At 57.5% G+C, this 24,240-nt stretch carries 17 protein-coding genes and 1 pseudogene; 4 read left to right on the top strand and 14 right to left on the bottom strand.

Annotation, left to right across the window (positions count from 1 at the left end; genetic code table 11):
* Positions 1-135 precede the first annotated feature (135 nt).
* Together BFQ03_RS24990 and BFQ03_RS24985 are read left to right on the top strand one after the other, a co-directional pair.
* Positions 136-1,719 (top strand): peptide chain release factor 3, encoded by a 1,584-nt coding sequence (locus BFQ03_RS24990; protein ID WP_032860140.1) that lies wholly within the window; start codon positions 136-138, stop codon positions 1,717-1,719.
* 294 nt (positions 1,720-2,013) lie between these two features.
* Positions 2,014-2,433 (top strand): hypothetical protein, encoded by a 420-nt coding sequence (locus BFQ03_RS24985; RefSeq protein ID WP_065944221.1) that lies wholly within the window; start codon positions 2,014-2,016, stop codon positions 2,431-2,433.
* A 245-nt stretch (positions 2,434-2,678) separates the two neighbouring features.
* Here the strand turns inward: BFQ03_RS24985 and BFQ03_RS24980 are convergent, their stop codons facing one another.
* The 13 genes and pseudogenes from BFQ03_RS24980 to BFQ03_RS24920 form a co-directional block, all read right to left on the bottom strand.
* Positions 2,679-3,026 (bottom strand): hypothetical protein, encoded by a 348-nt coding sequence (locus BFQ03_RS24980; RefSeq protein WP_065944220.1) that lies wholly within the window; start codon positions 3,024-3,026, stop codon positions 2,679-2,681.
* A gap of 279 nt (positions 3,027-3,305) precedes the next feature.
* Positions 3,306-5,564: a TonB-dependent siderophore receptor gene (locus tag BFQ03_RS24975; RefSeq protein WP_032860138.1), complete on the bottom strand. Its 2,259-nt coding sequence runs from the start codon at positions 5,562-5,564 to the stop codon at positions 3,306-3,308.
* Positions 5,565-5,918: 354 nt separating this feature from the next.
* Positions 5,919-6,890, bottom strand: a complete 972-nt coding sequence (locus tag BFQ03_RS24970) for a peptide ABC transporter ATP-binding protein (RefSeq protein ID WP_029291946.1) — start codon at positions 6,888-6,890, stop codon at positions 5,919-5,921.
* Positions 6,890-7,858, bottom strand: coding sequence for an ABC transporter ATP-binding protein (locus BFQ03_RS24965; protein ID WP_032860136.1), 969 nt, complete (start codon positions 7,856-7,858; stop codon positions 6,890-6,892). Before BFQ03_RS24965 ends, BFQ03_RS24970 begins: the two co-directional genes overlap by 1 nt.
* 10 nt (positions 7,859-7,868) lie before the next feature.
* Positions 7,869-8,780 (bottom strand): ABC transporter permease subunit, encoded by a 912-nt coding sequence (locus BFQ03_RS24960; protein ID WP_029291943.1) that lies wholly within the window; start codon positions 8,778-8,780, stop codon positions 7,869-7,871.
* Between the two features lie 10 nt (positions 8,781-8,790).
* Positions 8,791-9,801 (bottom strand): ABC transporter permease subunit, encoded by a 1,011-nt coding sequence (locus tag BFQ03_RS24955; protein ID WP_032860135.1) that lies wholly within the window; start codon positions 9,799-9,801, stop codon positions 8,791-8,793.
* 73 nt (positions 9,802-9,874) lie between these two features.
* Positions 9,875-11,470 (bottom strand): ABC transporter substrate-binding protein, encoded by a 1,596-nt coding sequence (locus BFQ03_RS24950; protein ID WP_065944219.1) that lies wholly within the window; start codon positions 11,468-11,470, stop codon positions 9,875-9,877.
* Positions 11,471-11,551: 81 nt separating this feature from the next.
* Complete coding sequence (locus BFQ03_RS24945; protein ID WP_032860133.1) at positions 11,552-12,946, bottom strand: OprD family outer membrane porin; 1,395 nt, start codon at positions 12,944-12,946, stop codon at positions 11,552-11,554.
* Between the two features lie 170 nt (positions 12,947-13,116).
* Positions 13,117-14,721 carry an ABC transporter substrate-binding protein gene (locus tag BFQ03_RS24940; RefSeq protein WP_065944218.1) on the bottom strand — a complete coding sequence of 535 codons (1,605 nt, stop codon included), beginning with the start codon at positions 14,719-14,721 and terminating at the stop codon, positions 13,117-13,119.
* A 305-nt stretch (positions 14,722-15,026) separates the two neighbouring features.
* Positions 15,027-16,652, bottom strand: coding sequence for an ABC transporter substrate-binding protein (locus tag BFQ03_RS24935; RefSeq protein ID WP_032860131.1), 1,626 nt, complete (start codon positions 16,650-16,652; stop codon positions 15,027-15,029).
* A 258-nt stretch (positions 16,653-16,910) separates the two neighbouring features.
* Positions 16,911-17,600 (bottom strand): annotated as a pseudogene (locus BFQ03_RS24930) (ABC transporter substrate-binding protein); the annotation flags it as partial.
* A 23-nt stretch (positions 17,601-17,623) separates the two neighbouring features.
* Complete coding sequence (locus BFQ03_RS24925; protein WP_032860130.1) at positions 17,624-20,560, bottom strand: hypothetical protein; 2,937 nt, start codon at positions 20,558-20,560, stop codon at positions 17,624-17,626.
* A gap of 249 nt (positions 20,561-20,809) precedes the next feature.
* Complete coding sequence (locus BFQ03_RS24920; RefSeq protein WP_032860129.1) at positions 20,810-21,523, bottom strand: SIMPL domain-containing protein; 714 nt, start codon at positions 21,521-21,523, stop codon at positions 20,810-20,812.
* Positions 21,524-21,748: 225 nt separating this feature from the next.
* Here BFQ03_RS24920 and BFQ03_RS24915 point away from each other — a divergent pair, with 225 nt between their 5' ends.
* Both BFQ03_RS24915 and BFQ03_RS24910 read left to right on the top strand, forming a co-directional pair.
* Positions 21,749-23,011 (top strand): ATP-binding protein, encoded by a 1,263-nt coding sequence (locus BFQ03_RS24915; RefSeq protein ID WP_032860128.1) that lies wholly within the window; start codon positions 21,749-21,751, stop codon positions 23,009-23,011.
* On the top strand, positions 23,004-23,564 hold the full coding sequence (locus tag BFQ03_RS24910; RefSeq protein ID WP_029291924.1) for a response regulator transcription factor: 561 nt from the start codon (positions 23,004-23,006) through the stop codon (positions 23,562-23,564). Before BFQ03_RS24915 ends, BFQ03_RS24910 begins: the two co-directional genes overlap by 8 nt.
* A 122-nt stretch (positions 23,565-23,686) precedes the next feature.
* Here the strand turns inward: BFQ03_RS24910 and BFQ03_RS24905 are convergent, their stop codons facing one another.
* Positions 23,687-24,124, bottom strand: coding sequence for a Z-ring associated ZapG family protein (locus tag BFQ03_RS24905; RefSeq protein ID WP_032860127.1), 438 nt, complete (start codon positions 24,122-24,124; stop codon positions 23,687-23,689).
* Positions 24,125-24,240 lie beyond the last annotated feature (116 nt).

The raw sequence follows: 24,240 nt of genomic DNA, 5'->3' as shown, positions 1-24,240 counted from the left end.
GGACGTCTCCGCCTTTTAAAAGGTTCCATAATTGGCAGCATTTAGCCACCCCCAATCGGGTGAGCGGTGGTCTGGGTGCCTTGATTTACGCTATACTCGCCGCCCTTTTTTGACTCACCTGCCAGGCGATTTCCCATGACCCACCAGGCCGCCGAAGTCGCGAAACGCCGCACTTTCGCCATTATTTCCCACCCCGATGCCGGTAAAACCACCATCACCGAAAAGCTCCTGCTGATGGGCAAGGCGATCGCTGTGGCCGGCACGGTGAAATCCCGCAAGTCTGATCGCCATGCCACTTCCGACTGGATGGAGATGGAGAAGCAACGGGGTATTTCCATTACCACGTCGGTCATGCAGTTCCCTTACCGCGAACACATGATCAACCTGCTCGACACCCCGGGCCACGAAGACTTCTCCGAAGATACCTATCGCACCCTGACCGCAGTGGACTCGGCCTTGATGGTCCTCGACGGTGGTAAGGGCGTTGAGCCACGTACCATCGCGCTGATGGATGTCTGCCGCCTGCGTGACACGCCGATCGTCAGCTTTATCAACAAACTCGACCGTGATATCCGTGATCCGATCGAACTGCTCGATGAAATCGAAGCCGTCCTGAAAATCAAGGCTGCGCCGATTACCTGGCCGATTGGTTGCTACCGCGACTTCAAGGGCGTGTACCACCTGGCCGACGACTACATCATTGTCTACACCGCCGGCCACGGTCATGAACGCACCGACGTGAAAATCATCGAGAAACTCGATTCCGACGAAGCCCGCGCCCACCTGGGTGACGAGTACGACCGGTTTGTCGACCAACTTGAGCTGGTGCAGGGCGCCTGCCACGAATTCAACCAGCAGGAATTCCTCGACGGCCAGTTGACCCCGGTGTTCTTCGGTACGGCATTGGGCAACTTCGGTGTCGATCACGTGCTTGATGCGGTCGTGAACTGGGCGCCCAAGCCTCTGGCGCGGGTTGCCAACGAGCGCACGGTTGAGCCAGTCGAAGAAAAATTCACCGGTTTCGTGTTCAAGATCCAGGCGAACATGGACCCCAAGCACCGCGACCGTATCGCCTTTATGCGTATCTGCTCCGGCAAATACGAAAAGGGCATGAAGATGCGTCACGTGCGTACCGGCAAGGACGTGCGCATCGGCGACGCCCTGACGTTCTTCTCCTCCGAGCGTGAACAACTGGAAGAAGCGTTTGCCGGCGACATCATCGGCCTGCACAACCACGGCACCATCCAGATCGGCGACACCTTCACCGAAGGCGAGGCACTGGGCTTCACCGGTATCCCGCACTTCGCCCCGGAACTGTTCCGCCGCGTACGCCTGCGCGACCCGCTCAAGTCCAAGCAACTGCGCCAGGGTTTGCAGCAATTGGCCGAAGAGGGCGCGACCCAGGTGTTCTTCCCCGAGCGCAGCAACGACATCATCCTCGGCGCCGTCGGTGTGCTGCAGTTCGATGTGGTGGCCAGCCGCTTGAAAGAGGAATACAAGGTCGAGTGCTCCTACGAGCCAATCACCGTGTACTCCGCGCGCTGGATCGATTGCAGTGACAAGAAGAAACTGGAGGAGTTTTCCAACAAGGCGGTGGAAAACCTCGCCATCGACGGCGGCGGTCACCTGACCTACCTGGCCCCGACCCGGGTCAACCTGGCGCTGATGGAAGAGCGCTGGCCGGATGTGAAGTTCCGCGCGACGCGTGAGCATCATTAATTTAGTCATTTCATAGTACGAAACTAAAAAACCCTAAAGATTTTATCTTTAGGGTTTTTTATCGCCTTGAGAATAGCTGGAAAGTCAACTGTGAAGCTTGACAGTAGGTTTTATAGGGCGCGGCTGTTAAATAGACATGAAGACCAATGTAAAAGGTGTTTTGCTTTTTGGGCAAAAAACGAGGTCGTGAGGCCTACTATCAATGTTGACAGTAGACGCTCAACAGCATGTTTTTGGTTTGGAGCTTGAAAGCACAGGTCTTTCTATCAAATTACATAGCATGGAGAGTGAGTCATGGTCAGTCATGAAGAAAGTATGGTAGCGGATGCCATCGGGCACTTTGAATATCGTTTTGAAGACGGAGGGCTTGTAACCCCTCGTTATAAGTACGTATATCTTGAGACGGGGCAGTTTCCTGTCCTGCCGATTTTTCAAGGTCGGGATACAGATAACCCTATACATGAAACGGGCTTTATTTTTAGATTCGATACGTTTGATTTTTGGGGGGTCAATGTTCCTGTTAATCAGGGATATCGTGTGGAACATTTTCTGTCAGGGGGGGTGACTAGACTTACGTCCGGTTTTATTACCGGAATGATTAACCCTTCAGAAAAATCTGGATTTTTTACGTTTAATCTCGATGTGCCTATTGGGGATACGGTTAGACGTGTCGAAGGGTACTTCATATTGAAGCAGGCCGGTGCTGTATTGTAGGTGTTGAGAGGTTCTGGGTTGCCAACTGTTAATGTTAGCAGTTGGCGCTGAACTTTGTGCCTTCTACGTTAGAAGTGGGAGGCATGTGACTTTGATGGGTGAATGTGGAGATCGATATCATGTTAGATAGTCAAGGTGTCGGGCGAAAGATGGCGTGGTATGAAAGTGTTGTGCTTTCATGACGTGAATTGATGAAAGGGCGAAGCCACCATGCCGTCGCCCTTTTCATTGGAGGGTCGTAAAAATTACAGCGTATTCGATCCAACTCTCAGCTGTTTCAAGGAAAGCTCCGCCCCCACCCGCACCGCTTCAACCTGTGCAATCACCGCATCTTTTACAAGCGCTTCGCCAAAGTCGGTCAACTCCTGGTTTTTTATGTGCTCGACACTGAGGTAGAGCAAGTGCAGGGCAACATCCATGGCGCTTTGGAAAGAGATTAGCGTGTTGTTCTTGCCAAGCTCTTCCATGACCGCCTCCCAACGGCGATCCGATTCTTTCTGGAGGGTTTTGAATTCTTCAAAGGTGACGTCGCCATCTTTATAGATGGTGTTTAGTAAGTTTTCGAGTGAACGGGATATGTCGCGATACTTCATAAAGGTCTACCTGTTGATGAGGGTTTGGACGGCAGACTTTAATCGTGGATTTTCTGTGGGGCAATATTAATGGAGGAGATGTTACATGTTTCAGATTTTGCGAGGTAAGGTCGGGGGTTAACGAGTGTTGGTTGTAGTTATTTTCTTTATTAGTTGCCTTTTCTGGGCGGGGATTACAGATAAGTTCGAATCAAACTTGATCAACGATATTTCAACATCGTCGGAAAAAGCACCGCCCGGCAGGCCGGGCGGTGCAGGTGTTTTCGTTGAGGTGTAGCGTCAGAAGGAAGCAGTCACCGACGCAAAGTAAGCACGCCCCGGCTCGTTATAGGTCTGCGCGCCCGCGTCATCCGCATTGCCTTTGCGATACAGGCGCTTGTCCAGCAGGTTTTCGATACCCACGCGTACGCTCAGGTTCTTGGTGAACTCGTAGCCACTGCTCAGGCCCATCAGGCCGTACGGGTCGACATCCTGCTGCGCGCTGCTGTCGTAATTATTGGCACTGCGTGAATTGAGGGTCGGCGCTTCCTGTTTGCCGTAGTAGGTGCCGCTGACCTGGAACGACAGTTTGTCGGTGGCCTGCCAGTCCAGCGTGGTGTTGACCGTGTACTTGGGAATGATGCTCAGTGGCTCGCCAGTGTCCTTGTCCTTGGAGTCGATCATGTAGGTCAGGTTGGTGTTCCAGGCCAGGTCGTCGCGCAGGTCCATGAACAGGTTGCCCTCGATCCCCTGGACCAGTGCCGCGCCGCTGTTTTCCCACTGCAGTACACGGCGGCCGCCGTCCAGGCGGAAAGCGGCCTGGTTGCTGGCATTGATTTTGTTCTTGTAGTCATTACGGAAGTAGGTCGCGCTGGTGCGCCAGGTGCCTTTGTCGAAGGCCAGGCCAATTTCCTTGTTGACGCTGATTTCCGGTTTCAGGTTCGGGTTGCCGATCAGGTAGCAACCGCCCGAGTTGGCTTCGCTGGCGTTGCAACCATTGCCGCGGCTGTACAGCAGGTAGTTGGGATTGGATTGATACAGGTTCGGCGTCTTGTAGGCCCGGGCGATACCACCCTTGAGGCTCAGTTCATCGGTCAACTGGTGCGAGGCGTTAAGGCTCGGGCTCCAGTTGCCGCCGTACTCTTCATGATTGTCGTAGCGCAGGCCGGGGGTGATGATGGTCTTGCTGCCGACTTCGATGTTGTCCTCGGCGAACAACGCATAGCTCGACGCGGTGGTCTTGGTGCTGCTGCGGCTGACGCCTGGGATGCCTGGGACAGCACCGGTGCCTGGGTCGTAGCTTTGTGGGCGCAGCGAGCCTGGATCGTTCATCGATTCGTAGAGGTATTCGCTGCCCAGGGTCAGTACCTGCTCAGTGCCGAAGCTCAGGGGCAGGTTGACTTCGGCAGTCGCTCGGGTATTGCGCAGGCGCGACTCAAAAGCACCCGCAGTGGCAGAAGGTGCACCTTCGCCGGAGCCCGCCAGGCCTTCGTTGAGACGCGCGTTGCGGGTCAGGTCGTGGCTCAGCGACGCCAGGGTCGAACCCCAGTCAAACTCGCCGCGATGGGTGGCGGAGAAACTGCTGCGCTGGATCACGCTGGTTTCCTTGCCCACCAGGCTGTTAACGAAGGTGCCGCCGCCGTTGAGCATGGTGTCGCCGGCAAAGATATTGCCCTGGCGGCTGTAGCTGGCTTCCAGGTCCAGGGTTTGCTCGGGGGTGAACTGCCAGCTGAGCAAGCCGTTGACGTCCTTGTTGCGCACACCTTCGCGGCCGGCTACCAACGAGTCGGCGCTGGCCTGCTCGGCCTGGTTGATGTTGGAGTCATCGGCGTCGGTCTTGTTCAGGCCGCCGTAGACGCGGAACGCCAAGGTATCGCTCAACGGGCCGCTGAGGTTGAAGTTGGTGCGCTTGCTCATGCCTTCGGCATCGTCTTCGGGCAGCGACACGTAGGTGGTCAGCGAGCCGTGCAACTGGTCGGTCGGGCGCTTGGTGATGATGTTGATCACCCCGCCCATGGCGCCGGAGCCATAACGCGCGGCCGCCGGGCCACGGAGGATTTCGATGCGTTCGACTTCCTCGGCCGGTACCCAGTTGGTTTCGCCACGGGTATCACGGTCGCCGCTCCAGCCGTAGCGCACGGCGTTGCGCGAGGTCGACGGCTTGCCATCGATCAGGATCAGGGTATTTTCCGGGCCCATGCCGCGCAGGTCGATCTGGCGATTGTTGCCACGGCTGCCGCTGGAGCTGTTGCCGGTCAGGTTGACGCCTGGCTCACGGCGGATGATGTCCGACAGATCGTTGGTCGGTGGGCGCTTCTTGATGTCTTCGGCGGTGATGATCGACACGCCGGGGGCTTGTTTGAGCTCTTCGGCGGCGGTGCCCAGGATTCGTGTTTCGCTCAGTTCCAAGGCTTGGGAGGTGCCGTCGACGGGCAGGTCGGTCGTCTCTATCGGGACTTTGCCGTGTTCTTTCTCCTGGGTATCTGCCAGCAGTGTGGGAGACGAAAGGGCGGCGATAAGCGCCAGGGAAAAACGGCTGAGCCTGAATCGAGGGGACATGTGAGTAAAATCCTTTAAGGAAGGTGGTAACTGGGCGAGATGCACCAGAACTGCCTTCCAGCAGGATTCGGCGCTCTCTATGCGCCGGAATGCTATTCATTATCAAATGTAAGTAAATGTCATTTACAGCTTTTACACTTTGACCGGGCCTCGATGCGGCCCCAAAAAACAAAAAAGCCCCTCCTGCCAGACTGATGCGCAATCTGGCGGGAGAGGCTGTACAACTCGGTATCACCACGATCCCCTGTGGGAGCGGGCTTGCTCGCGAAGGCGGCGTATCAGTCACTGAATGGGGGGCTGACCCACCGCTTTCGCGAGCAAGCCCGCTCCCACACAAGCCCGTTCCCACAGGCTTTAGGCCACGAACTGCTCCGCGTGATGGCAAGCCACCTGGCGGTTGTCCAGTTCGCGCAACAGCGGCTCTTCACTGCTGCAGCGCTCGGTCGCGTACGGGCAGCGCTTGTGGAAGGCGCAGCCAGGTGGCGGGTTCAACGGGTTGGGCAGTTCGCCGACGATCTTGATTTTCGGTTTGTTCGGGTCCGGGTGAATGGTCGGGGTGGCCGACAACAGCGCCTGGGTGTACGGGTGCAGGGGGCGTGCGTAGATGTCTTCCTTGGGACCCACTTCCACCGGGCGGCCGAGATACATCACCATCACGTCATCCGCCACGTGCTGGACGACCGCCAGGTTGTGGGAGATGAACACATAGGCCGTGTTGTACTGCTGCTGCAAATCCATGAACAGGTTGAGCACCTGGGCCTGGATCGACACGTCCAGCGCCGAGGTCGGTTCGTCCGCCACCAGCACTTTGGGTTGCAGCATCATCGCCCGGGCCAGGGCGATCCGCTGGCGCTGGCCACCGGAGAACATATGCGGGTAGCGCTGGTAATGCTCAGGGCGCAGGCCCACTTGCTTCATCATCGCCTGGACTTTTTCCCGGCGCTCGGCGGCGGACAGGTTGGTGTTGATCAGCAGCGGCTCGCCCAGTTGATCACCGACTTTCTGCCGTGGGTTCAACGACGCGTAAGGGCTCTGGAACACCATCTGCACGTCTTTGCGCAGTTGCTTGCGCTGGGCCTTGTCGGCGCCGGCGACTTCCTGGCCGGCGATTTTCAAGGAGCCGGACGATGGCTCTTCAATCAGCGTCAGCGCGCGGGCCAGGGTGGATTTGCCGCAACCGGACTCACCCACGACAGCCAGGGTCTTGCCGGCTTCCAGTTCGAACGACACGCCATTGAGGGCGCGCACGGTGGCGTGGCCCTTGAACAGGCCACGGGACACTTCGTAGTGACGGGTCAGGTCGCGGGCGGTAAGAACGACGGCCATTACGCCACCTCCTGATTCAAGGGGTAGAAGCAGCGCACAAGGCTGTGGGCTTGCGGGTCCAGGCTCGGACGGGTCTGGCGGCAGCTGTCCTGCACGTAGGGGCAGCGTGGCGACAACAGGCAGCCTTGCGGGCGGTCATAACGGCCGGGGACGATGCCCGGCAAGGTTGCCAGGCGCTCGGCGCCCATGCTGTGTTCCGGGATCGCCGCCAGCAATGCCTCGCTGTAAGGATGCGCGGGTACGTCGAACAAGCCCGGCACCTGGCCGACTTCCACGGCTTGGCCGGCATACATCACGCACACGCGCTGGGCGGTTTCTGCTACCACCGCGAGGTCGTGGGTGATCAGTACCAGGCCCATGTTCTGTTCTTTCTGCAGGGCCAGCAGCAGCTCCATGATCTGCGCCTGGATGGTCACGTCCAACGCCGTGGTCGGCTCATCCGCGATCAGCAGCTTGGGCTCGCCGGCAATGGCCATGGCAATCGCTACACGCTGGCTCATGCCGCCCGACAACTGGTGCGGGTAGGCGTCCATGCGGCTGGCAGCGCCGGGGATTTCGACTTTTTCCAGCAACTCGATGGCACGCTTGCGCGCTTGCTTGCCGGACATTTTCAGGTGCAGGCGCAGCACTTCTTCAATCTGGAACCCCACGGTATAGCTGGGGTTCAGCGCGGTCATCGGGTCCTGGAAGACCATCGCCAGGTCTTTGCCGACGATCTGCCGGCGCTGGCGATTGCTCAGCTTGAGCATGTCCTTGCCGTCGAAGGTCAGCGAGTCGGCGCTGACGATGCCGGGATGCTCGATCAGGCCCATCAGCGCCATCATGGTCACGGATTTACCCGAGCCCGACTCGCCAACGATGGCCAGTACTTCGCCTTTGTCCACGGATAGGTCGAGCCCGTCGACCACTGGCACGGCAGTCTTGTCGCCGAAGCGCACATTGAGATTCTTGATTTCTAGCAGTGACATGGGAATCTCCTCACGCGGCATTCTTGAGTTTCGGATCCAGCGCATCGCGCAGTCCGTCGCCCATCAGGTTGATTGCCAGCACGCTGAGCAAAATGGTCAAGCCAGGCAGGCTCACGACCCACCAGGCACGTTCGATGTAGTCACGGGCCGAGGCCAGCATGGTGCCCCACTCGGGGGTTGGCGGTTGCACGCCAAGGCCGAGGAAACCCAGGGCCGCAGCATCGAGAATCGCCGAGGAAAAGCTCAAGGTCGCCTGCACGATCAGGGGGGCCATGCAGTTGGGCAGCACTGTGACGAACATCAGGCGTGGCAGACCGGCACCGGCCAGGCGCGCGGCCGTCACGTAGTCACGGTTGAGCTCGCCCATCACTGCTGCGCGGGTCAGGCGCACGTAGGATGGCAGCGACACGATCGCAATCGCGATCACGGTGTTGATCAGGCCAGGGCCGAGGATGGCGACAATCGCCACGGCCAGCAGCAGCGACGGCAGGGCCAGCATGATGTCCATCAGACGCATGATGGTCGGGCCGAGCAGGCGCGGGAAGAACCCGGCGAACAGGCCCAGCAGGATCCCCGGGATCAGCGACATCACCACCGACGACAAGCCGATCAGCAACGACAGGCGCGAGCCCTGGATCAGGCGCGACAGCAGGTCGCGGCCCAGTTCGTCGGTGCCCAGCAGGAACTGTATCTGCCCGCCTTCAAGCCACGACGGCGGGGTCAGCAGGAAGTCGCGGTATTGCTCGCTCGGGTTATGGGGGGCAACCCACGGGGCGAAGATCGCACAGAACACGATCAGCAACATGAACAGCAGGCCGGCAACCGCGCCCTTGTTCTTGGAGAAGGCTTGCCAGAATTCTTTGTACGGCGACGGGTACAGCAGGCTTTGATCGACTGCTGACACTTGAGTAGGTGTGGTCATGGTCATGATCTCAGCGCTGGTGACGGATGCGTGGGTTGGCGAAGCCGTAGAGGATATCCACCACGAAGTTCACCAGGATCACCAGGCAGGCGATCAGCAGGATGCCGTTTTGCACCACCGGGTAGTCCCGTGCGCCAATGGCTTCGATCAGCCATTTGCCGATGCCGGGCCAGGAGAAGATGGTTTCGGTCAGGACTGCACCGGCCAGCAACGTGCCGACTTGCAGGCCGACCACGGTCAGCACCGGAATCAGCGCATTACGCAGGCCGTGTACGAATACCACGCGCGCCGGCGACAGGCCTTTGGCCTTGGCGGTGCGGATGTAGTCTTCGCGCAGGACTTCGAGCATCGAGGAGCGGGTCATCCGCGCAATCACCGCCAGCGGGATGGTGCCGAGCACGATGGCTGGCAGGATCAGGTGGTGCAGGGCATCCCAGAACGCGTCCGGCTCGTCGGCCAGCAAGGTGTCGATCAGCATGAAGCCGGTGCGTGGCTCGATGTCGTAGAGCAGGTCGATACGCCCGGAAACCGGGGTCCAGCCCAGGCTCACGGAGAAGAACATGATCAGGATCAGGCCCCACCAGAAGATCGGCATCGAATATCCCGCCAGGGAGATGCCCATCACCCCATGGTCGAACAGGGATCCTCGCTTCAAGGCCGCGATCACCCCGGCCAATAGCCCGAGGATGCCGGCGAACAACAGGGCGGCCATGGACAGTTCCAGGGTCGCGGGGAACAGGGCGCTGAACTCGGTCCAAACGCTGGTGCGGGTCCGCAGGGATTCGCCGAGGTCGCCCTGGGCGAGCTTGCCGACGTAGTCCAGGTATTGCGCATACAAGGGTTTGTTCAAGCCAAGGCGTTCCATTGCCTGGGCGTGCATCTCGGGGTCAACCCGCCTCTCGCCCATCATGACTTCTACGGGGTCGCCAGGGATCATGCGAATCAACGCAAAAGTCAGCAACGTGATGCCGAAAAACGTTGGGATCAATAATCCCAATCGGCGGGCAATAAAACTAAACATCGTGGTATCTACCTCAATCAGCCGGTTAGGCAGGTCCGGCACCGTCAATGTCGACGGCGCCGGGCGTCTCTTATTACTTCACCTGGGTGGTGGCGAAGTTATTGTTGGTCAGGGGGCTTTGGGTATAACCCTCGACGTTTTTACGCATGGCGGTGAACATTTTCGGGTAGGCCATGGGGATCCACGGTTGGTCCTTGTCGAAAACGTCCAGCGCTTGTTCATAGAGTGCGGCGCGCTGTGTGGGTTCAGCGATGGCGCGGGCCTTGTCGATCAAGCCCTGAAACTCCTGGTTACACCAACGGGCGTAGTTTTCGCCGTTTTTCGCTGCATCGCAACTCAGGTTCGGCGTGAGGAAGTTGTCTGGATCGCCGTTATCCCCGGCCCAGCCGGCAGAGACCATGTCGTGCTCGCCAGCCTTGGCGCGCTTGAGCATTTCGCCCCACTCCATGACCCTGATATTGACCTTCAGGCCAATCTGCGCCAGATCCGCCTGCATACGCTGGGCGCCAAGCATCGGGTTGGGGTTGGTCGGGCCGCCGCCGTTGCGGGTGAACAGGGTGAACTCAGTGCCTTCTGGCACGCCGGCTTCCTTGAGCAAGGCGCGGGCCTTGTCCAGGTCGCGGGCCGGGTTTTTCAGTTTGTCGTTGAAGCCTAGCAGGGTCGGCGGGTACGGGCCGGTGGCGTCGACGGCATTGCCTTTGCCGTACAGGGATTCGTTATAGCCTTGTTTGTCGAACGCGATGTTGATCGCGTGGCGCACCCGCGCGTCGCTCATGTACTTGTGGGTGGTGTTCATGGCGGTGTAGGCGGTGGTCATCGCCGCCAGTTCCGCGACCTTCAGGTTTGGATCGGCCTTGATGCTCGGCAGGTCATCGGGCTTGGGGTACAGGGCGATCTGGCACTCATTGGCCTTGAGCTTTTGCAGGCGCACGTTGTTATCCACCGCGATCGCCAGGATCAGCGGGTCGGCGGGCGGCTTGCCACGGAAGTACTCCGGGTTGGCCTTGAAGCGCACCTGGGCGTCTTTCTGGTAGCGGGTGAAAATGAACGGGCCGGTGCCGATTGGCTTGCTGTTGAGCTCGCCGGTCTTGTTGGCGGCCAGCAGCTTGTTGGCGTATTCGGCGGAATGGATGGCGGTGAACGGCATCGCGACATCGGCCAGGAACGGCGCTTCGGGGCGGGTCAGGGTGAAGACCACGGTGTGGTCATCGGTCTTCTCGACGCTTTTGAGCAGTTCCTTGAAACCCATGCTTTCGAAATAGGGGAAGCCGGTGGTGGACTTGTCGTGCCATGGGTGTTTCGGGTCCAGTTGACGCTGGAAGCTCCAGAGCACGTCGTCGGCATTCAGGTTACGCGTGGGCTTGAAGTAGTCGGTGGTATGGAACTTGACGTCATCGCGCAGGTGGAACGTATAGGTCAGGCCGTCTTCACTGATGTCCCAGGACTTGGCGAGCGCGGGCACGATTTGGGTCGTGCCAGGCTTGAAGTCCACCAGGCGGTTGAACATGGTTTCGGCGGCGGCGTCGGCGGTGACGGCCGTGGTGTACAGGACCGGGTCGAAGCCTTCCGGGCTGGCTTCGGTGCAGACCACCAGCGGCTTGGCTGAAATGCCGACGGCCACACTCAACAGCGCAGCAGCGATGGCTGCTTGTAACGGGAGCATTTTCATCTAGGAGTCCTCCACGATTGTTTCAACCAGACAAGCATGCACCGCGAACTCGTCCTGAGCCCGCGGTGCACCTGGCGCTAATTAAAGAATGTTGAATGGAATGGTGGTGACCAGGCGGAATTCCTTGATGCTGCCGTCAGACTGGAACTTGCTGCCACGGTGCTCGACGTAGGTTGCACGGATAGCCGTGGCCTTGAGCGGGCCGCTCTGGATCGCGTAGCCGGCGCCTACACCGTATTCCTGGTGTTTCTCGCCGTCTTGTTTCTGGATGCCGTCGTAGGCGAATTTGGCCCGGCCACCGTTACCGGTGTAGTGGGTGCCGTCGATGTCCCAGCCGCGTGCCGAGTAGGCGTTGAACTTCAGGCCTGGCACGCCGTATTCGGCCATGTTGATGGCGTAGGCGATCTGGAACGATTTCTCGTTCGGGCCGTTAAAGTCCGATGTCAGGGAGTTGGCCAGGTAGATGCCGTTGGTTTCGTGCAGGTAGTCGAAGTATTCGTTACCGTTCACATGCTGATAAGAGAAGGTCAGGCTGTGAGCCTGGTGAGCCAGGCCCAGGGACAGGGAGTAGGTATCGTTGTCGATTTCCCCCATTTCCTTTTTGCCTTCGTCAACGGTCTTGTAGTAGTTGAAACCGGTGGTCAGTGCCAGTTGCTGGCTATCACCCAATTCGTGGGTTGCGCCAAAGTAGTACTGGTTCCAGAAGTCCTTGACGTTGGCGGCGAAGAAGCTGGTCTTCAAGCTCTTGAGTGGCTGGTAGTTCACACCGGCGGTGTAGACCTTGTCGGTCTCGGCACCATTGCCGTACTCGGTACGGAATTTTGACAGGCTTTGCTCGCTACGCGGCGATACGCGGTCAAAAATACCGCCTTGGAACGACAGGTTGCTGAACTCCTGGCTGTCGATGCTCACGCCCTGGAAGCTCGAAGGCAGGGCACGGTTGCCGATGGTGTCGACGATTGCGCTGCTGAAGTTCTGGCGACCGGCGGTCAGGGTGGTGTTCGACACACGGAATTGCACGTTGGCCAGGCCCAGCTTGCTCCACTGATCTACGGCGTCGCCGCTGGAATCAGCCAGGGTACGGTTGGAGCCGCCCTTGATGTCACGCTTGCTGCGGTCCAGGACCAGAGCGTTGTACACCGCAACTTCGGTCTTGACGCCTACGGTACCTTCGGTGAAACCCGAGCTGGCGTTGAGGATGGTGCCCTGTACCCAGTTGGTACGGTTGCGGTCGGTCAGGGTTTTACCGTGCTTTTGGTATTCGAAGGTGCCACCACGGTACTTGCTTTCATGGGAGTACCAGTTACGCGTCTGGCCGCCCAGGCTGAAGTCTTCGACAAAGCCTTTGGCCTCGCTTTGGGCGCTGGTACCGGCCAGTGTGGTTGGAACGAAGTCCTGGCTCACTGATTCCGCGTAGGCGGTGGCGGTGATGCTGCTGATGGCCATGGCCAGTAGCACTTTGCTGCTCAATTTCATGGGTGGAGCTCCTTTGGTTCTCTTTTTTTAATACCGGTCTCATTAGGTGAACCGGTTATTGGGTGTGTAACTCTTCAAGCCTTTGCAAACGTTTGCTGTAGGGCATTTCGCGAATTACAGCTACACGTTTGCCGCAGAGCCAACTTCGCTCTGCGTATCCGGTTATTTTCTTATGGGGTGATACTGACGCCCGAGAACACGTTGCGGCCGAAGGGGCTCACTTTGAAACCTTCGACCTTGGTGCTTAACGGTTGGTTGACCGTCGAGTGGGCGACAGGCGTGATCGGCACCTGCTGCTTGAGCAGTTGCTGCGCCTGTTTGTACAGAACAGTCCGTTGTTCTCGGTCGGTGACGACCTTGGCTTGCTTGATCAGCTTGTCGTACGCCGGGTCACACCACATCGAGTAGTTGTTCCCGCCGATGGCGTCGCAGCTGTAGAGGGTACCCAGCCAGTTGTCCGGGTCACCGTTGTCGCCGGTCCAGCCAATCAGGCTGATGTCGTGTTCGCCGTTCTTGGTGCGCTTGATGTACTCGCCCCACTCATAGCTGACGATCTTGACCTTGAGGCCGATCTTGGCCCAGTCGTTTTGCAGCATTTCGGCCATCAGTTTGGCGTTGGGGTTGTACGGGCGCTGCACCGGCATGGCCCACAAGGTGATTTCGGTGCCTTCCTTGACGCCGGCGGCCTTGAGCAATTCCTTGGCTTTTTCCGGGTTGTAGGCGGCGTCCTTGATGGTGTCGTCGTAGGACCACTGGGTCGGTGGCATGGCGTTGACCGCCAGTTGGCCCGCGCCCTGGTACACGGCATTGAGGATGCTCTGCTTGTTCACCGCCATGTCCAGCGCCTGGCGCACTTCGAGCTGGTCGAAGGGTTTATGCCGCACGTTATAGGCAATGTAGCCGAGGTTGAAGCCAGGCTTGGTCAGCAGTTGCAGGTTCGGGTCGGCCTTGAGGGCGTCGACATCGGCGGGGCGTGGATGCAGGGTGACCTGGCATTCATTGGCCTTGAGCTTCTGTACCCGCACCGAAGCGTCGGTGTTGATGGCGAAAATCAGTTGGTCGAGCTTGACCTTGCTTGGGTCCCAATATTGCTTGTTGCCGGCAAAACGGATCTGCGAGTCCTTCTGGTAACGCTGGAACACGAACGGCCCGGTGCCGATTGGCTTCTGGTTGATATCGCTGGGTTTGCCGGCCTTGAGCAGTTGCTCGGCATATTCGGCCGAGAGGATCGCAGCGAAGCTCATGGCGATGTTCTGGATAAACGCGGCGTCGACCGTGTTCAGGGTCATCACCACGGTGTGCGGGTCGGTTTTCTCGACCTTGGCGATGTTCTTGTTCAGGCTCATCCCGTTGAAGTATGGGAACTCGGTGGGGTAGGCCTTGCGAAACGGGTGGTCGGGGTCAAGCATGCGGTTGAAGGTGAACAGCACGTCATCGGCGTTGAAATCCCGTGTCGGCTTGAACTCCTTGTTGCTGTGGAATTTCACCCCTTCGCGCAGATGGAAGGTGTAGGTCAGGCCATCGGGTGAAATATCCCACTTGGTAGCCAGCCCAGGTACGACGCTGGTTTCACCCTTTTCGAACTCGACCAGGCGGTTGTAGATCGGCTCGGCCGCATCGTTGTCGGTGGCGGTGGTGTATTGCGCGGTGTCGAACCCTGCCGGGCTGCCTTCGGAGCAGAACACCAGGCTTTTCTTCTCGGCCGCCTGGCCCATTGAAGCGACGGCCAACAGGCTGGTGCCCAATATTGCGGATAGAACGGTGGTATGGCGCATGACGGTCCCCAATCCATGTTTATCATTTTCGTCAGTGAACAATCGCCACGCCTTACCTGGCATGGAGAAAGCACTGCTCTCATCCACAGCAAATACCGTATCGGAACTGCGTGTTTGCCTACCTCGACGTTAGGGAACGAGGGTGGGGCAGTAAATGCGCAGAACCGGACAGACCTTGTAGGTATTGGACGGAACATCGGCAGTTAGCTGCTGTAGGACGGCAGCCTCTGTTTATGTAGTCCGATTCCTAGGATCTTGGCGGATGCAATAACGGCGACGTTATGAAACGTCGCCGCCAGAGATCACTACTTGCTGACGCTCACCCCGTAGAAGGAATTCAAGCCAAATGGGCTGATCTTGAAGTCCTGCACGTTGTTGCGCATGGGTTGATACACCGTCGAGTGCGCGATAGGTGTCATAGGGACTGCATCTTTGAGGACGTGTTGCGCCTGTTTGTACAGTTCGGTGCGTTTGGCGACATCCGAGGTGGCCTTGGCTTCTTTCACAATGCCGTCGAATTTCTTGTCACACCATTTGGAGAAGTTGTTGCCGGCCAGGGAATCGCAGCCGAACAGCACGTTCAGCCAGTTGTCCGGGTCACCATTGTCACCGCTCCAGCCGATGATCATGGCCTGGTTCTCGCCGCCCTTGGAACGCTTGATGTACTCGCCCCACTCGTAGCTGACGATGTTGACCTTCAAGCCGATCTGCTTCCAGTCGTTCTGCAGCATTTCGGCCATCAGCTTGGCGTTGGGGTTGTACGGGCGTTGTACTGGCATGGCCCACAAGGTGATCTCGGTGCCTTCCTTGACGCCGGCTTCCTTGAGCAGCTCTTTGGCCTTGGCTACGTCGTGCGGGACGTCCTTGATGGTCTCGTCATAGGACCACTGAGTCGGCGGCATGGCGTTGACTGCCAGCTGGCCTGCGCCCTGGTACACCGAGTCGATGATCTGCTGCTTGTTGACCGACATGTCCAGGGCCTGGCGTACGCGCAGGTCGGCCAGCGGGTTGGCCGCTGTCTGGCCCTTGAGGACCGGCATGACGTTGTAGGCGATATAACCCAGGTTGAAACCGGCCTGGTGCGGCAGTTTCAGGGTCTTGTCCTCGCCCAGGGCCTTGAGGTCGGCCGGACGCGGGAAGAGGGTGACCTGGCATTCGTTCTTCTTGAGTTTCTGCACACGCACCGACGGGTCGGTGGTGATGGCGAAGATCAGGTTGTCGATCTTCACGTCTTCAGGCTTCCAGTAATCCTTGTTGCCGGTGAAGCGGATGTTGGAGTCTTTCTGGTAGCTCTTGAACACGAACGGGCCAGTGCCGACCGGTTTCTGGTTGATGTCCTGGGGCTTGCCGTCCTTCAACAGTTGGGCGGCGTATTCAGCCGACTGTACCGAGGCGAAGCTCATGGCCAGGTTCTGGATAAACGCGGCGTCCACGGTGCCAAGGGTGAACTTGACGGTGTGGTCGTCGATTTTCTCGATGTTCTTGATGTTGGTGTCCATCCCCATGTCCGTGAAGTACGGGAACTCGGTGGGGTAGGCCTTACGGAATGGATCGTCTTTATTGATCATCCGGTTGAAGGTGAAGAGCACGTCGTCAGCGTTGAATTCGCGCGTCGGCTTGAAGTATGGGGTGGTATGGAACTTGACGCCTTCGCGCAGGTGGAAGGTGTAGGTCAGGCCATCTTCGGAAACGTCCCACTTGGTGGCCAGGCCAGGAATCACGGCGGTGCCGCCGCGCTCGAACTGGCTAAGACGGTTGAACATGGTTTCGGCCGAAGCATCGAAGTCTGTTCCGGTGGTGTACTGGCCTGGGTCGAAACCGGCCGGGCTCCCTTCGGAGCAGAACACCAGATTAGTCGCCGCTTGGGCGAAAGGTGCAGCGGCCATTAAACCGGCGCTGACTAAAAACGGAATGACTGCGTGTTTAAGCATGTTGGCCTCATGATTTGTTGTCATTTTTGGAATTGAGGGCGACCTCGTGAGTCGGCCTGCGGATACTTATGCAGGCCCCATACCCAATGCAAGATGTTGAGAGGCTACAAGCGTCAAAGAGTGGTACGAACGTACAGGAATGTCGCATTCATGTAATTTTCGACACAAAACTGCATCTTTGAGGGTTTTTTTCGGTGCGCGACATGCACCGTATCGGCCCAATCAAGGTGTCTGGCGCACTCGGTTGGGGCGTTGTTGTTACTTATTCAGACTTGCGCCGTAGAGCGGTGTCAGCCGAAACGGGCTGATCTTGAAGTCCTGGACTTCCTTGCGCAGTGGCTGAAAAACCGTCGAGTTCGCAGTAGGCGTTATAGGTGCCTGATCCTTAAGTATTTTTTGCGCCTGTTGATACCACTTGATGCGTTCGTCACGGTCACTGCTGAGCTTGGCCTTCGGCACCCGTTGGTCGTACTGCGGGTTACACCATTTTGCATAGTTGCTGCCCTTGACTGCGGCACAATTGTAGAGCACGCCGAGCCAGTTATCCGGGTCACCGTTGTCGCCGGTCCAGCCGTAAATCATCACATCGTGCTCGCCGTTTTTTGCGCGCTTGATGTGTTCGCCCCACTTATAGCTGATGATATTGGCGGTGATCCCGACTTTGGCCCAGTCGTGCTGGAACACCTGCGCCGACATTCGCGCGTTGGGATTGGAGGCACGCTGCACGGTCATAGCCCACAGGTTGATGGTGGTACCTGGTGCAACCCCTGCTTCTTTTAGTAGCGCCCGGGACTTGACCGGATCGTGCGGCGTATCCTTGATGTTGGGGTCATAAGACCACTGGGCCGCAGGCTATGCGTTCTGCGCCAATTGCCCGGCACTTTGATACACCGCCTGGATAATCGCCGGTTTATCGATGGCCATGTCCAGGGCTTGGCGTACCTTGAGCAGGTGAATCCAGTAGAGGGACGTTACCTGGTCACTTCATTCCGGGGGGCGACGGAGACCTCAATATTGGTTGGGGCGTCTTTGTCGATCGGATATGGGCTGCCCAACTCATTGCCCTTGCGTATTGTGAAGGTCCTGCGGATCGTTACCTCCACACCTGGAATATTGCGGATATCTTTGTCCGGGTAGGAGAGATGTCCCTTAGAAGTAATCTGAACCTTGGTCAGGTCCTTGGCTGGGTCGTACACGATATAAAACTGAGTATCGTCAGCGGCGAAGTAATAGCCATCTTGTAGCATCGATCCCGGGCTCAGATCCGTGACGGCAGGAGCCAGAGAGCCTTGATGAGCGACCTCGGAAATACTGGCACGCAGATCAGCGTCAGGAATAAGTTGCTCAAATTGCTGCAATCTTCCTTGTCTGATGCCTTCGGCCGAGCCTGAGCCAGCCCCTGCATTCAGTGGCTTAGACACGGGAAGCCCATTTTCTGTCGTGACAACGGTATAAGTATTACGATTTAAATCCAAAACAAAGTTGGGTGAATATTTGTTCGAACTGTGTTCCGTGAGTTGTGCTTTTTCTCCGGGTGCAACGGCGAAGTTATTGTCTTCGATGCTCCAGTCCACCTGGAATTTTGTTTTGATGACTCCGTTCTCTTCATAGTTGCTACCGGCGAAGTCATATTGGGTTCCCTCTCTGACTTTCAGGAACTCATCAATCCTGTCAGATGAGGGAAGCTTTTTGCCATCGAGATCGAGAAAGTTATTGGCAAAGGTGGTGGGGGACTTCGGATCATCACTTGGCGTGGGCGAGGGGGTGCGCTCCCAAGGCCATTTGATGCCGCCCTTTCCACTGGCCGGTGCCCACTCGCCGTGACCGGATGAGTGGACGGTCATTATCGGTGTTCTGGTTTTGGGGTCAATGATCTGCACATAACCGTTGCTCAGTTTGAAATCGCTTTTGATCTCATACACCCCAGGGATACCCTGCGCATCGGTATAGCGAATGAACCAGCTGTCTGCACCGGTTAGTGGATCCTTTACCTGATAAATACCCTTGGCGTTGCGCACGGCATATTCGATGACTTTCTCGCCGTCTGGCACTGCGTGCTGGCTGATATGCCCCGATTGGCTGGGGCGCAATGGATTGATCGTTTCAGGTTGTTTTGGTCGAATGTCACCCGCCTCGCTACTTGTTTCTGTCCTTCCCTGTCTGGATGTCTCCACTTCATTGGTACCGCTCTCAGCTTCTGACGCTCGCACCAATTCAAAGTCATTATTTTGCGAGTTATATCTCCAACTGTAATCTTCGGCTTTTAGCGCGTTAAAAGAGAGGGGGACTTCACTTAAACTTGCCTCTGCTGCAAACGGCGCAGCATCGTGAGCCAATTGCAGGGCTGATATTACCGCAGCAGCATTGCCACCAACGCGGTCAGAGGCCGTCATGCCATAGATGCCATCGTGGGTGCCAAATACAATATTGCCCTGGTTGCCAAGGCCGGGGATGTAAGCGAACGTGTTACCCCAAAACTCCTTCGCGGCCTTCCAGGTTTGTTGCGAGGAGCCAAACACCTCGGTTTGGTCGGCCCATGCCGCATTTTTTGTGTTTACGGCCTGGTATTTTTCGGCAATGCCGTCATTCAGATTGCCATATTTCAAATTATAATCTGAACCGCGTGAGCTGGTGTAATTGAATGTCTGCGAAACCGGTATGGATTGATCTGACAATTTACTGTAATACCCGGGGTAGTGGGCGTTGGCACCGGAAATCAAATTGTCGAGCACTTCACCTGCCATGGGCCAGTGAGCATCTTTGCCGCCTTGCTTGTCGCGGGCGTTGAAACTCTGCAGTAAGTTGTCACGGTTGTCTTTGGCCCATGTCGCAAACTCTTTGTCGCCATGTATTTCACGGAGGCTGCCGTTCTTCAAATCAATCATTAAACCCTGAGTGGGTCTGCTCTTGTAATCACCATCATATGGCGTATAGGGAATAAAAGCATATCCGGACAATGGGTAGCCATATATGTTGGGGATAATGACTTGCCCATTTTTATCCAGGGTACGAATTATTGTTTCTTTACCTTCGGGGCTTAAGATTTCAAAGCTGTCCTGGTTATTTCGGAAATTCTGCAAGGTTCCCCGTACCAGATAGGCGTCGGCTTTCCCCGAGCGGAGCGCTATTTCTTTCGTGACGCCACTGTCTCCAAGGAGTTGCGAGCCTATTGAGGCTCCTGGGAATCCCAGTTCTCCCAGAAGGTTAAAGCCGCTTTTTATGGGGCTGGTAAAATCATTTTCCCAATGATCCTGGAGTTTCTTGCCGACCGATGTCAGGTCGGCAACCAGGCTTTTGTCCTTCTCCGGGATTTCCATAAAGTTGAAGTTTATCGGGCCTCCCCGTTGAACCTCATCGTGCGCAAGGGCGCCCGCTGCAATTTCCCACGCATAATAGGTACGTTGGAAGGTATTGTTCAGTGTTTCGGGTTTTCCCTTCCCGACGTAGGAGGTGAACGTCGCCGTGATTTTTTCATGCGGGTCGTATCCTGCGGCCAACAAACCGCCACTGAAATAACCCGAAGGTTCGAGGAACTGGCGAACGTTCTGGAACTTGACGTTTCTCTCGTTTTCACTACCGGTTTCCACATTTTTTATCTGATTTTTTACGCGATGAGCATAGCTATCAATATGATTTTTTCGCTCTTCCAGCGTAAAGTTTTTATTTGGTGGAGGTGCCGAATTTTCGCCATAAATAGTTGCACTATAGATGCTGGTTTCGGGGTTGGAAGGAGCGCCCGAAATATGCTTTTGTTTATCGTCAGTTTTTTTGTCTTCTGAATCGGTTATACGGTCCTTGATTTGGTTTTCTGGGGCGGGTGAACTGTCAATGCTTCGAGTATGGCGATGATGTATTGGGGGCTGAGGTATGGCCGTAAGAGGGGGCGCAGAAGGTTGGCTTATATTCATGGTTGACTCGTTTTTAGTAAGTAGATTTATATTGGTCGTTAATGTAATAACAGCGTCCTTGTTGTGGTTTTTTGTATGCTATTTTTGGTGGTGGTATGAGTGTGATAAGTTCCGGTTTTGCGATTTGGTTTGCTTTGTAAGTTGGGTTTAAGCCGATGGCTACAGCTTTCAGGAAAAATCATGCGCTGTTGTACAGGCAAAAAAAACGCCGCCCGAAGGCAGCGTTATTACAACTAAGGTATTGCTCAATCAGGGCATCTGAACTTCGATTACCCCGTCCGCCGACATACTGACCTGGCTGGTACCGGCCTCGACCTCAGGCGTGGGCGCCGAATCCATCGCAGCGGCCTTCATCATCATGCCGCCACGGGCGTAGGGCTGTGGATAACCATTGGTATTGAAGTTCAGGTTGACGATCTTGTAGCCCTTGCCGCCCAGCGCATCGGTGGCCAGTTGGGCACGGGCCTTGAACGCGCTGACCGCTTCCTTGAGCAGCGCATCTTCGCTGGCTTTGCGGGTCGGGTTGGCGATGGCGAAGTCCATGCTGTCCATTTTCAGGTGGGTCAGCATCTCGCCGGTGAGCTTGGACAGCGCCGCGAAGTCCGAGCTTTCCATGCGCAGTTCGGCGCGTTCACGCCAGCCGGTGATCTTCTGGTTCTTGTTGTCGTAGATCGGGTAGCTGTTACGGCTGCCCTGGCGCAGGGTCACGCTTTTGACTTCGCGGGCCTGGGCCAGCGCCTTGTTCATGGTGGTGGTGATTTCTGCGGCCAGCTTGGCCGGGTCGGTGTTCTGGGACTCGGTGTACAGGGTGACGATCATCTGGTCGCGGGCCACTTCCTGGCTGACTTCGGCACGCAGGGAAATCTGGTTGTAGTGCAGTTGATCGGCAGCCAGCACGGGCAGGCTGGCGACGGTGCCAACGCTGAGGGCAATAAGGGCGGCACTGCGAGTGAAACGTGACATGGAAGCTCCTTGAGGGTGATCGTGTTCGATAAGACTGTAGACGGGCGATTTGGGTTCGTCGGGTTACAAATTCTCTACACCTTGGCGCGATGCCGACGAACGGTCAATTTGCGTCCGGCGTTCCTGATTATGTGACCTGCGTCAAAGGGCCACACACACGCTGTCGATACCCTGGCTTCGTTTATACTCCTTGCGATCCGCCTGGAGCGCTCATCAGGAGAGCTCATGCTCGCCCCCGTACAACTGACTTCCGCCACTCGCCAGAACCTCTGGCGCCTGACGTTTATCCGCACCCTGGTCCTGGCCGCACAAGCCGGTTCCGTGGGGCTTGCCTATTGGTTTGACCTGCTGCCGTTGCCCTGGCTGCAACTGTGGGTGACCTTGGCTTTTTCCACGGTGCTGTGTGTGTTCACGGCCATCCGCCTGCGCACCACGTGGCCGGTGACGGAGCTGGAGTATGCCCTGCAACTGGCCTGTGACTTGTTTATCCACAGTGTGTTGCTGTATTTCTCCGGTGGTTCCACCAACCCGTTCGTTTCCTATTACCTGGTGCCACTGACCATTGCTGCCGTGACGTTGCCGTGGCGCTACTCGGTGATCCTGTCGGGTATTGCCCTGGCGCTCTACACCTTGCTGCTGGCGCAGTTCTATCCCCTGGAAACCTTCCCGATCGCCCGGGAAAACCTGCAGATCTACGGGATGTGGCTGAGCTTCGCGCTGTCGGCGGCGGTGATCACCTTTTTTGCCGCGCGCATGGCCGAAGAGCTGCGGCGCCAGGAAGAACTGCGCGCTATTCGCCGCGAAGAGGGCCTGCGCGACCAGCAACTGTTGGCAGTGGCGACCCAGGCCGCCGGCGCAGCCCATGAGCTGGGCACGCCGTTGGCGACCATGAGCGTGCTGATCAAGGAAATGCGCCAGGACCATCACGACCCGGCGCTACAGGACGACCTCAGCGTGCTGCAGGAGCAGGTCAAGCAGTGCAAGCAAACCTTGCAGCAACTGGTGCGCGCCGCCGAAGCCAACCGGCGCCTGGCGGTGGACATGCAAGACGTCACCCAGTGGCTGCACGAAGCACTGAACCGCTGGCACCTGATGCGCCCCGAAGCCAGTTATCGCTTCCATCTGTTGGGGCAGGGCGCGGTACCGCGCATGGCGCCACCGCCGGACTTGACCCAGGCATTGCTGAATCTGTTGAACAATGCCGCCGACGCCTGTCCGGAAGGGCTGGAAGTGCAATTGGACTGGGATTCGGAAACCCTCACCATCAGCATTCGTGACCACGGCGCCGGTGTGCCGCTGGCCATCGCCGAACAAATCGGCAAGCCATTCTTTACCACCAAGGGCAAAGGCTTCGGCCTGGGCCTGTTCTTGAGCAAGGCCAGCGTGACCCGCGCTGGCGGCTCGGTGAAACTTTACCCCCATGAGGAAGGCGGCACGCTCACCGAGCTGCGCCTGCCCCGTGCTGCACGAGGAGACATCGATGAGTGACGAGATCCAAGTCGAAGGCGAAGAACTGCCGCACCTGTTGCTGGTAGATGACGATGCCACCTTTACCCGCGTGATGGCGCGCGCCATGAGCCGGCGCGGTTTTCGCGTCAGCACGGCGGGGTCGGCAGAAGAGGGCCTGACCATCGCCCAGGCCGACCTGCCGGACTACGCGGCACTGGACCTGAAAATGGATGGCGACTCCGGCCTGGTGCTATTGCCCAAGCTGCTGGAGCTGGACCCGGAAATGCGCGTGCTGATCCTCACCGGCTACTCCAGCATTGCCACCGCCGTCGAGGCGATCAAGCGCGGTGCCTGCAACTACCTGTGCAAGCCGGCCGATGCGGATGACGTACTGGCTGCGCTGCTCTCCGAGCACGCCGACCTCGACACCCTGGTGCCGGAAAACCCGATGTCGGTGGACCGCCTGCAGTGGGAGCACATCCAACGTGTGTTGACCGAGCATGAAGGCAATATCTCGGCGACTGCCCGAGCGTTGGGCATGCATCGCCGGACCTTGCAGCGCAAGTTGCAGAAGCGCCCGGTACGCCGCTGAGCGCTGTACTTGGTCAATGTGGGAGCGAGCAAGCCCGCTCCCACATTTGGTTTGTGTAGATTTAACAAAAAGCCCGGCTGATCATCGATCAGCCGGGCTTTTTGTTGTGGCTTGAAAGCGACTTACTTCTTCAGGCCGTAATGCTCATCCAGCATGCCGGGGGCGTTCGGCGTTTTGGGTGCGTAGTCCCGTGGTGGCTCCTGGTTTTCCCGAGGTGGGGTCAGGCGTTCCCGTGGAGCTTGCGCGGCATCGGAGTGCAGTGCTGCCAGCAGACGCTGACGGGTGATGTCGTCCAGGGCCAGGCGGTTGGCGCCATCGGCGAGGTGATCCTGTACTTCCTGGTAGCTCTGGGTGAGCTTCTTGACCAGGGTCGCGGTGCTGTTGAAGTGGGTAACAACCTCGTTCTGATAACTGTCAAAACGTTCCTGGATGTCATCCAGCTGACGCTGCGTGCGGTTAGGCGCGGCATTCGGCAGCAGGCGAGCAATCAGGAATCCAATGGCGACACCGGCAACCAGGGCAAGAGTCGGCAACAACCAAACTAAGAGCGAGTGTTCCACGAGTCCTTCCTCTATAAACGGCTTTGCTTTACGTTAACGGCTCAAACCTGCGCTGTATACCGCGATTAAGCTCGCAATGATGCCATGCACAGACTTTTAGCTAGACGAGTCGACCC

The sequence above is a fragment of the Pseudomonas sp. 25 R 14 genome (assembly GCF_900004755.1).
Lineage (GTDB): Bacteria > Pseudomonadota > Gammaproteobacteria > Pseudomonadales > Pseudomonadaceae > Aquipseudomonas > Aquipseudomonas brenneri.
This window is presented reverse-complemented; position numbering and strand designations above follow the sequence as displayed.

Bases quoted from the DNA above. Each gene is read 5' to 3' on its own strand.
- BFQ03_RS24955 (WP_032860135.1), bottom strand. From the start codon at position 9,801: ATGTTTAGTTTTATTGCCCGCCGATTGGGATTATTGATCCCAACGTTT.
- BFQ03_RS24940 (WP_065944218.1), bottom strand. From the start codon at position 14,721: ATGCGCCATACCACCGTTCTATCCGCAATATTGGGCACCAGCCTGTTG.
- BFQ03_RS24915 (WP_032860128.1), top strand. From the start codon at position 21,749: ATGCTCGCCCCCGTACAACTGACTTCCGCCACTCGCCAGAACCTCTGG.
- BFQ03_RS24960 (WP_029291943.1), bottom strand. From the start codon at position 8,780: ATGACCACACCTACTCAAGTGTCAGCAGTCGATCAAAGCCTGCTGTAC.
- BFQ03_RS24990 (WP_032860140.1), top strand. From the start codon at position 136: ATGACCCACCAGGCCGCCGAAGTCGCGAAACGCCGCACTTTCGCCATT.
- BFQ03_RS24970 (WP_029291946.1), bottom strand. From the start codon at position 6,890: ATGGCCGTCGTTCTTACCGCCCGCGACCTGACCCGTCACTACGAAGTG.
- BFQ03_RS24935 (WP_032860131.1), bottom strand. From the start codon at position 16,652: ATGCTTAAACACGCAGTCATTCCGTTTTTAGTCAGCGCCGGTTTAATG.
- BFQ03_RS24925 (WP_032860130.1), bottom strand. From the start codon at position 20,560: ATGAATATAAGCCAACCTTCTGCGCCCCCTCTTACGGCCATACCTCAG.
- BFQ03_RS24985 (WP_065944221.1), top strand. From the start codon at position 2,014: ATGGTCAGTCATGAAGAAAGTATGGTAGCGGATGCCATCGGGCACTTT.
- BFQ03_RS24920 (WP_032860129.1), bottom strand. From the start codon at position 21,523: ATGTCACGTTTCACTCGCAGTGCCGCCCTTATTGCCCTCAGCGTTGGC.
- BFQ03_RS24965 (WP_032860136.1), bottom strand. From the start codon at position 7,858: ATGTCACTGCTAGAAATCAAGAATCTCAATGTGCGCTTCGGCGACAAG.
- BFQ03_RS24950 (WP_065944219.1), bottom strand. From the start codon at position 11,470: ATGAAAATGCTCCCGTTACAAGCAGCCATCGCTGCTGCGCTGTTGAGT.
- BFQ03_RS24945 (WP_032860133.1), bottom strand. From the start codon at position 12,946: ATGAAATTGAGCAGCAAAGTGCTACTGGCCATGGCCATCAGCAGCATC.
- BFQ03_RS24975 (WP_032860138.1), bottom strand. From the start codon at position 5,564: ATGTCCCCTCGATTCAGGCTCAGCCGTTTTTCCCTGGCGCTTATCGCC.
- BFQ03_RS24980 (WP_065944220.1), bottom strand. From the start codon at position 3,026: ATGAAGTATCGCGACATATCCCGTTCACTCGAAAACTTACTAAACACC.
- BFQ03_RS24910 (WP_029291924.1), top strand. From the start codon at position 23,004: ATGAGTGACGAGATCCAAGTCGAAGGCGAAGAACTGCCGCACCTGTTG.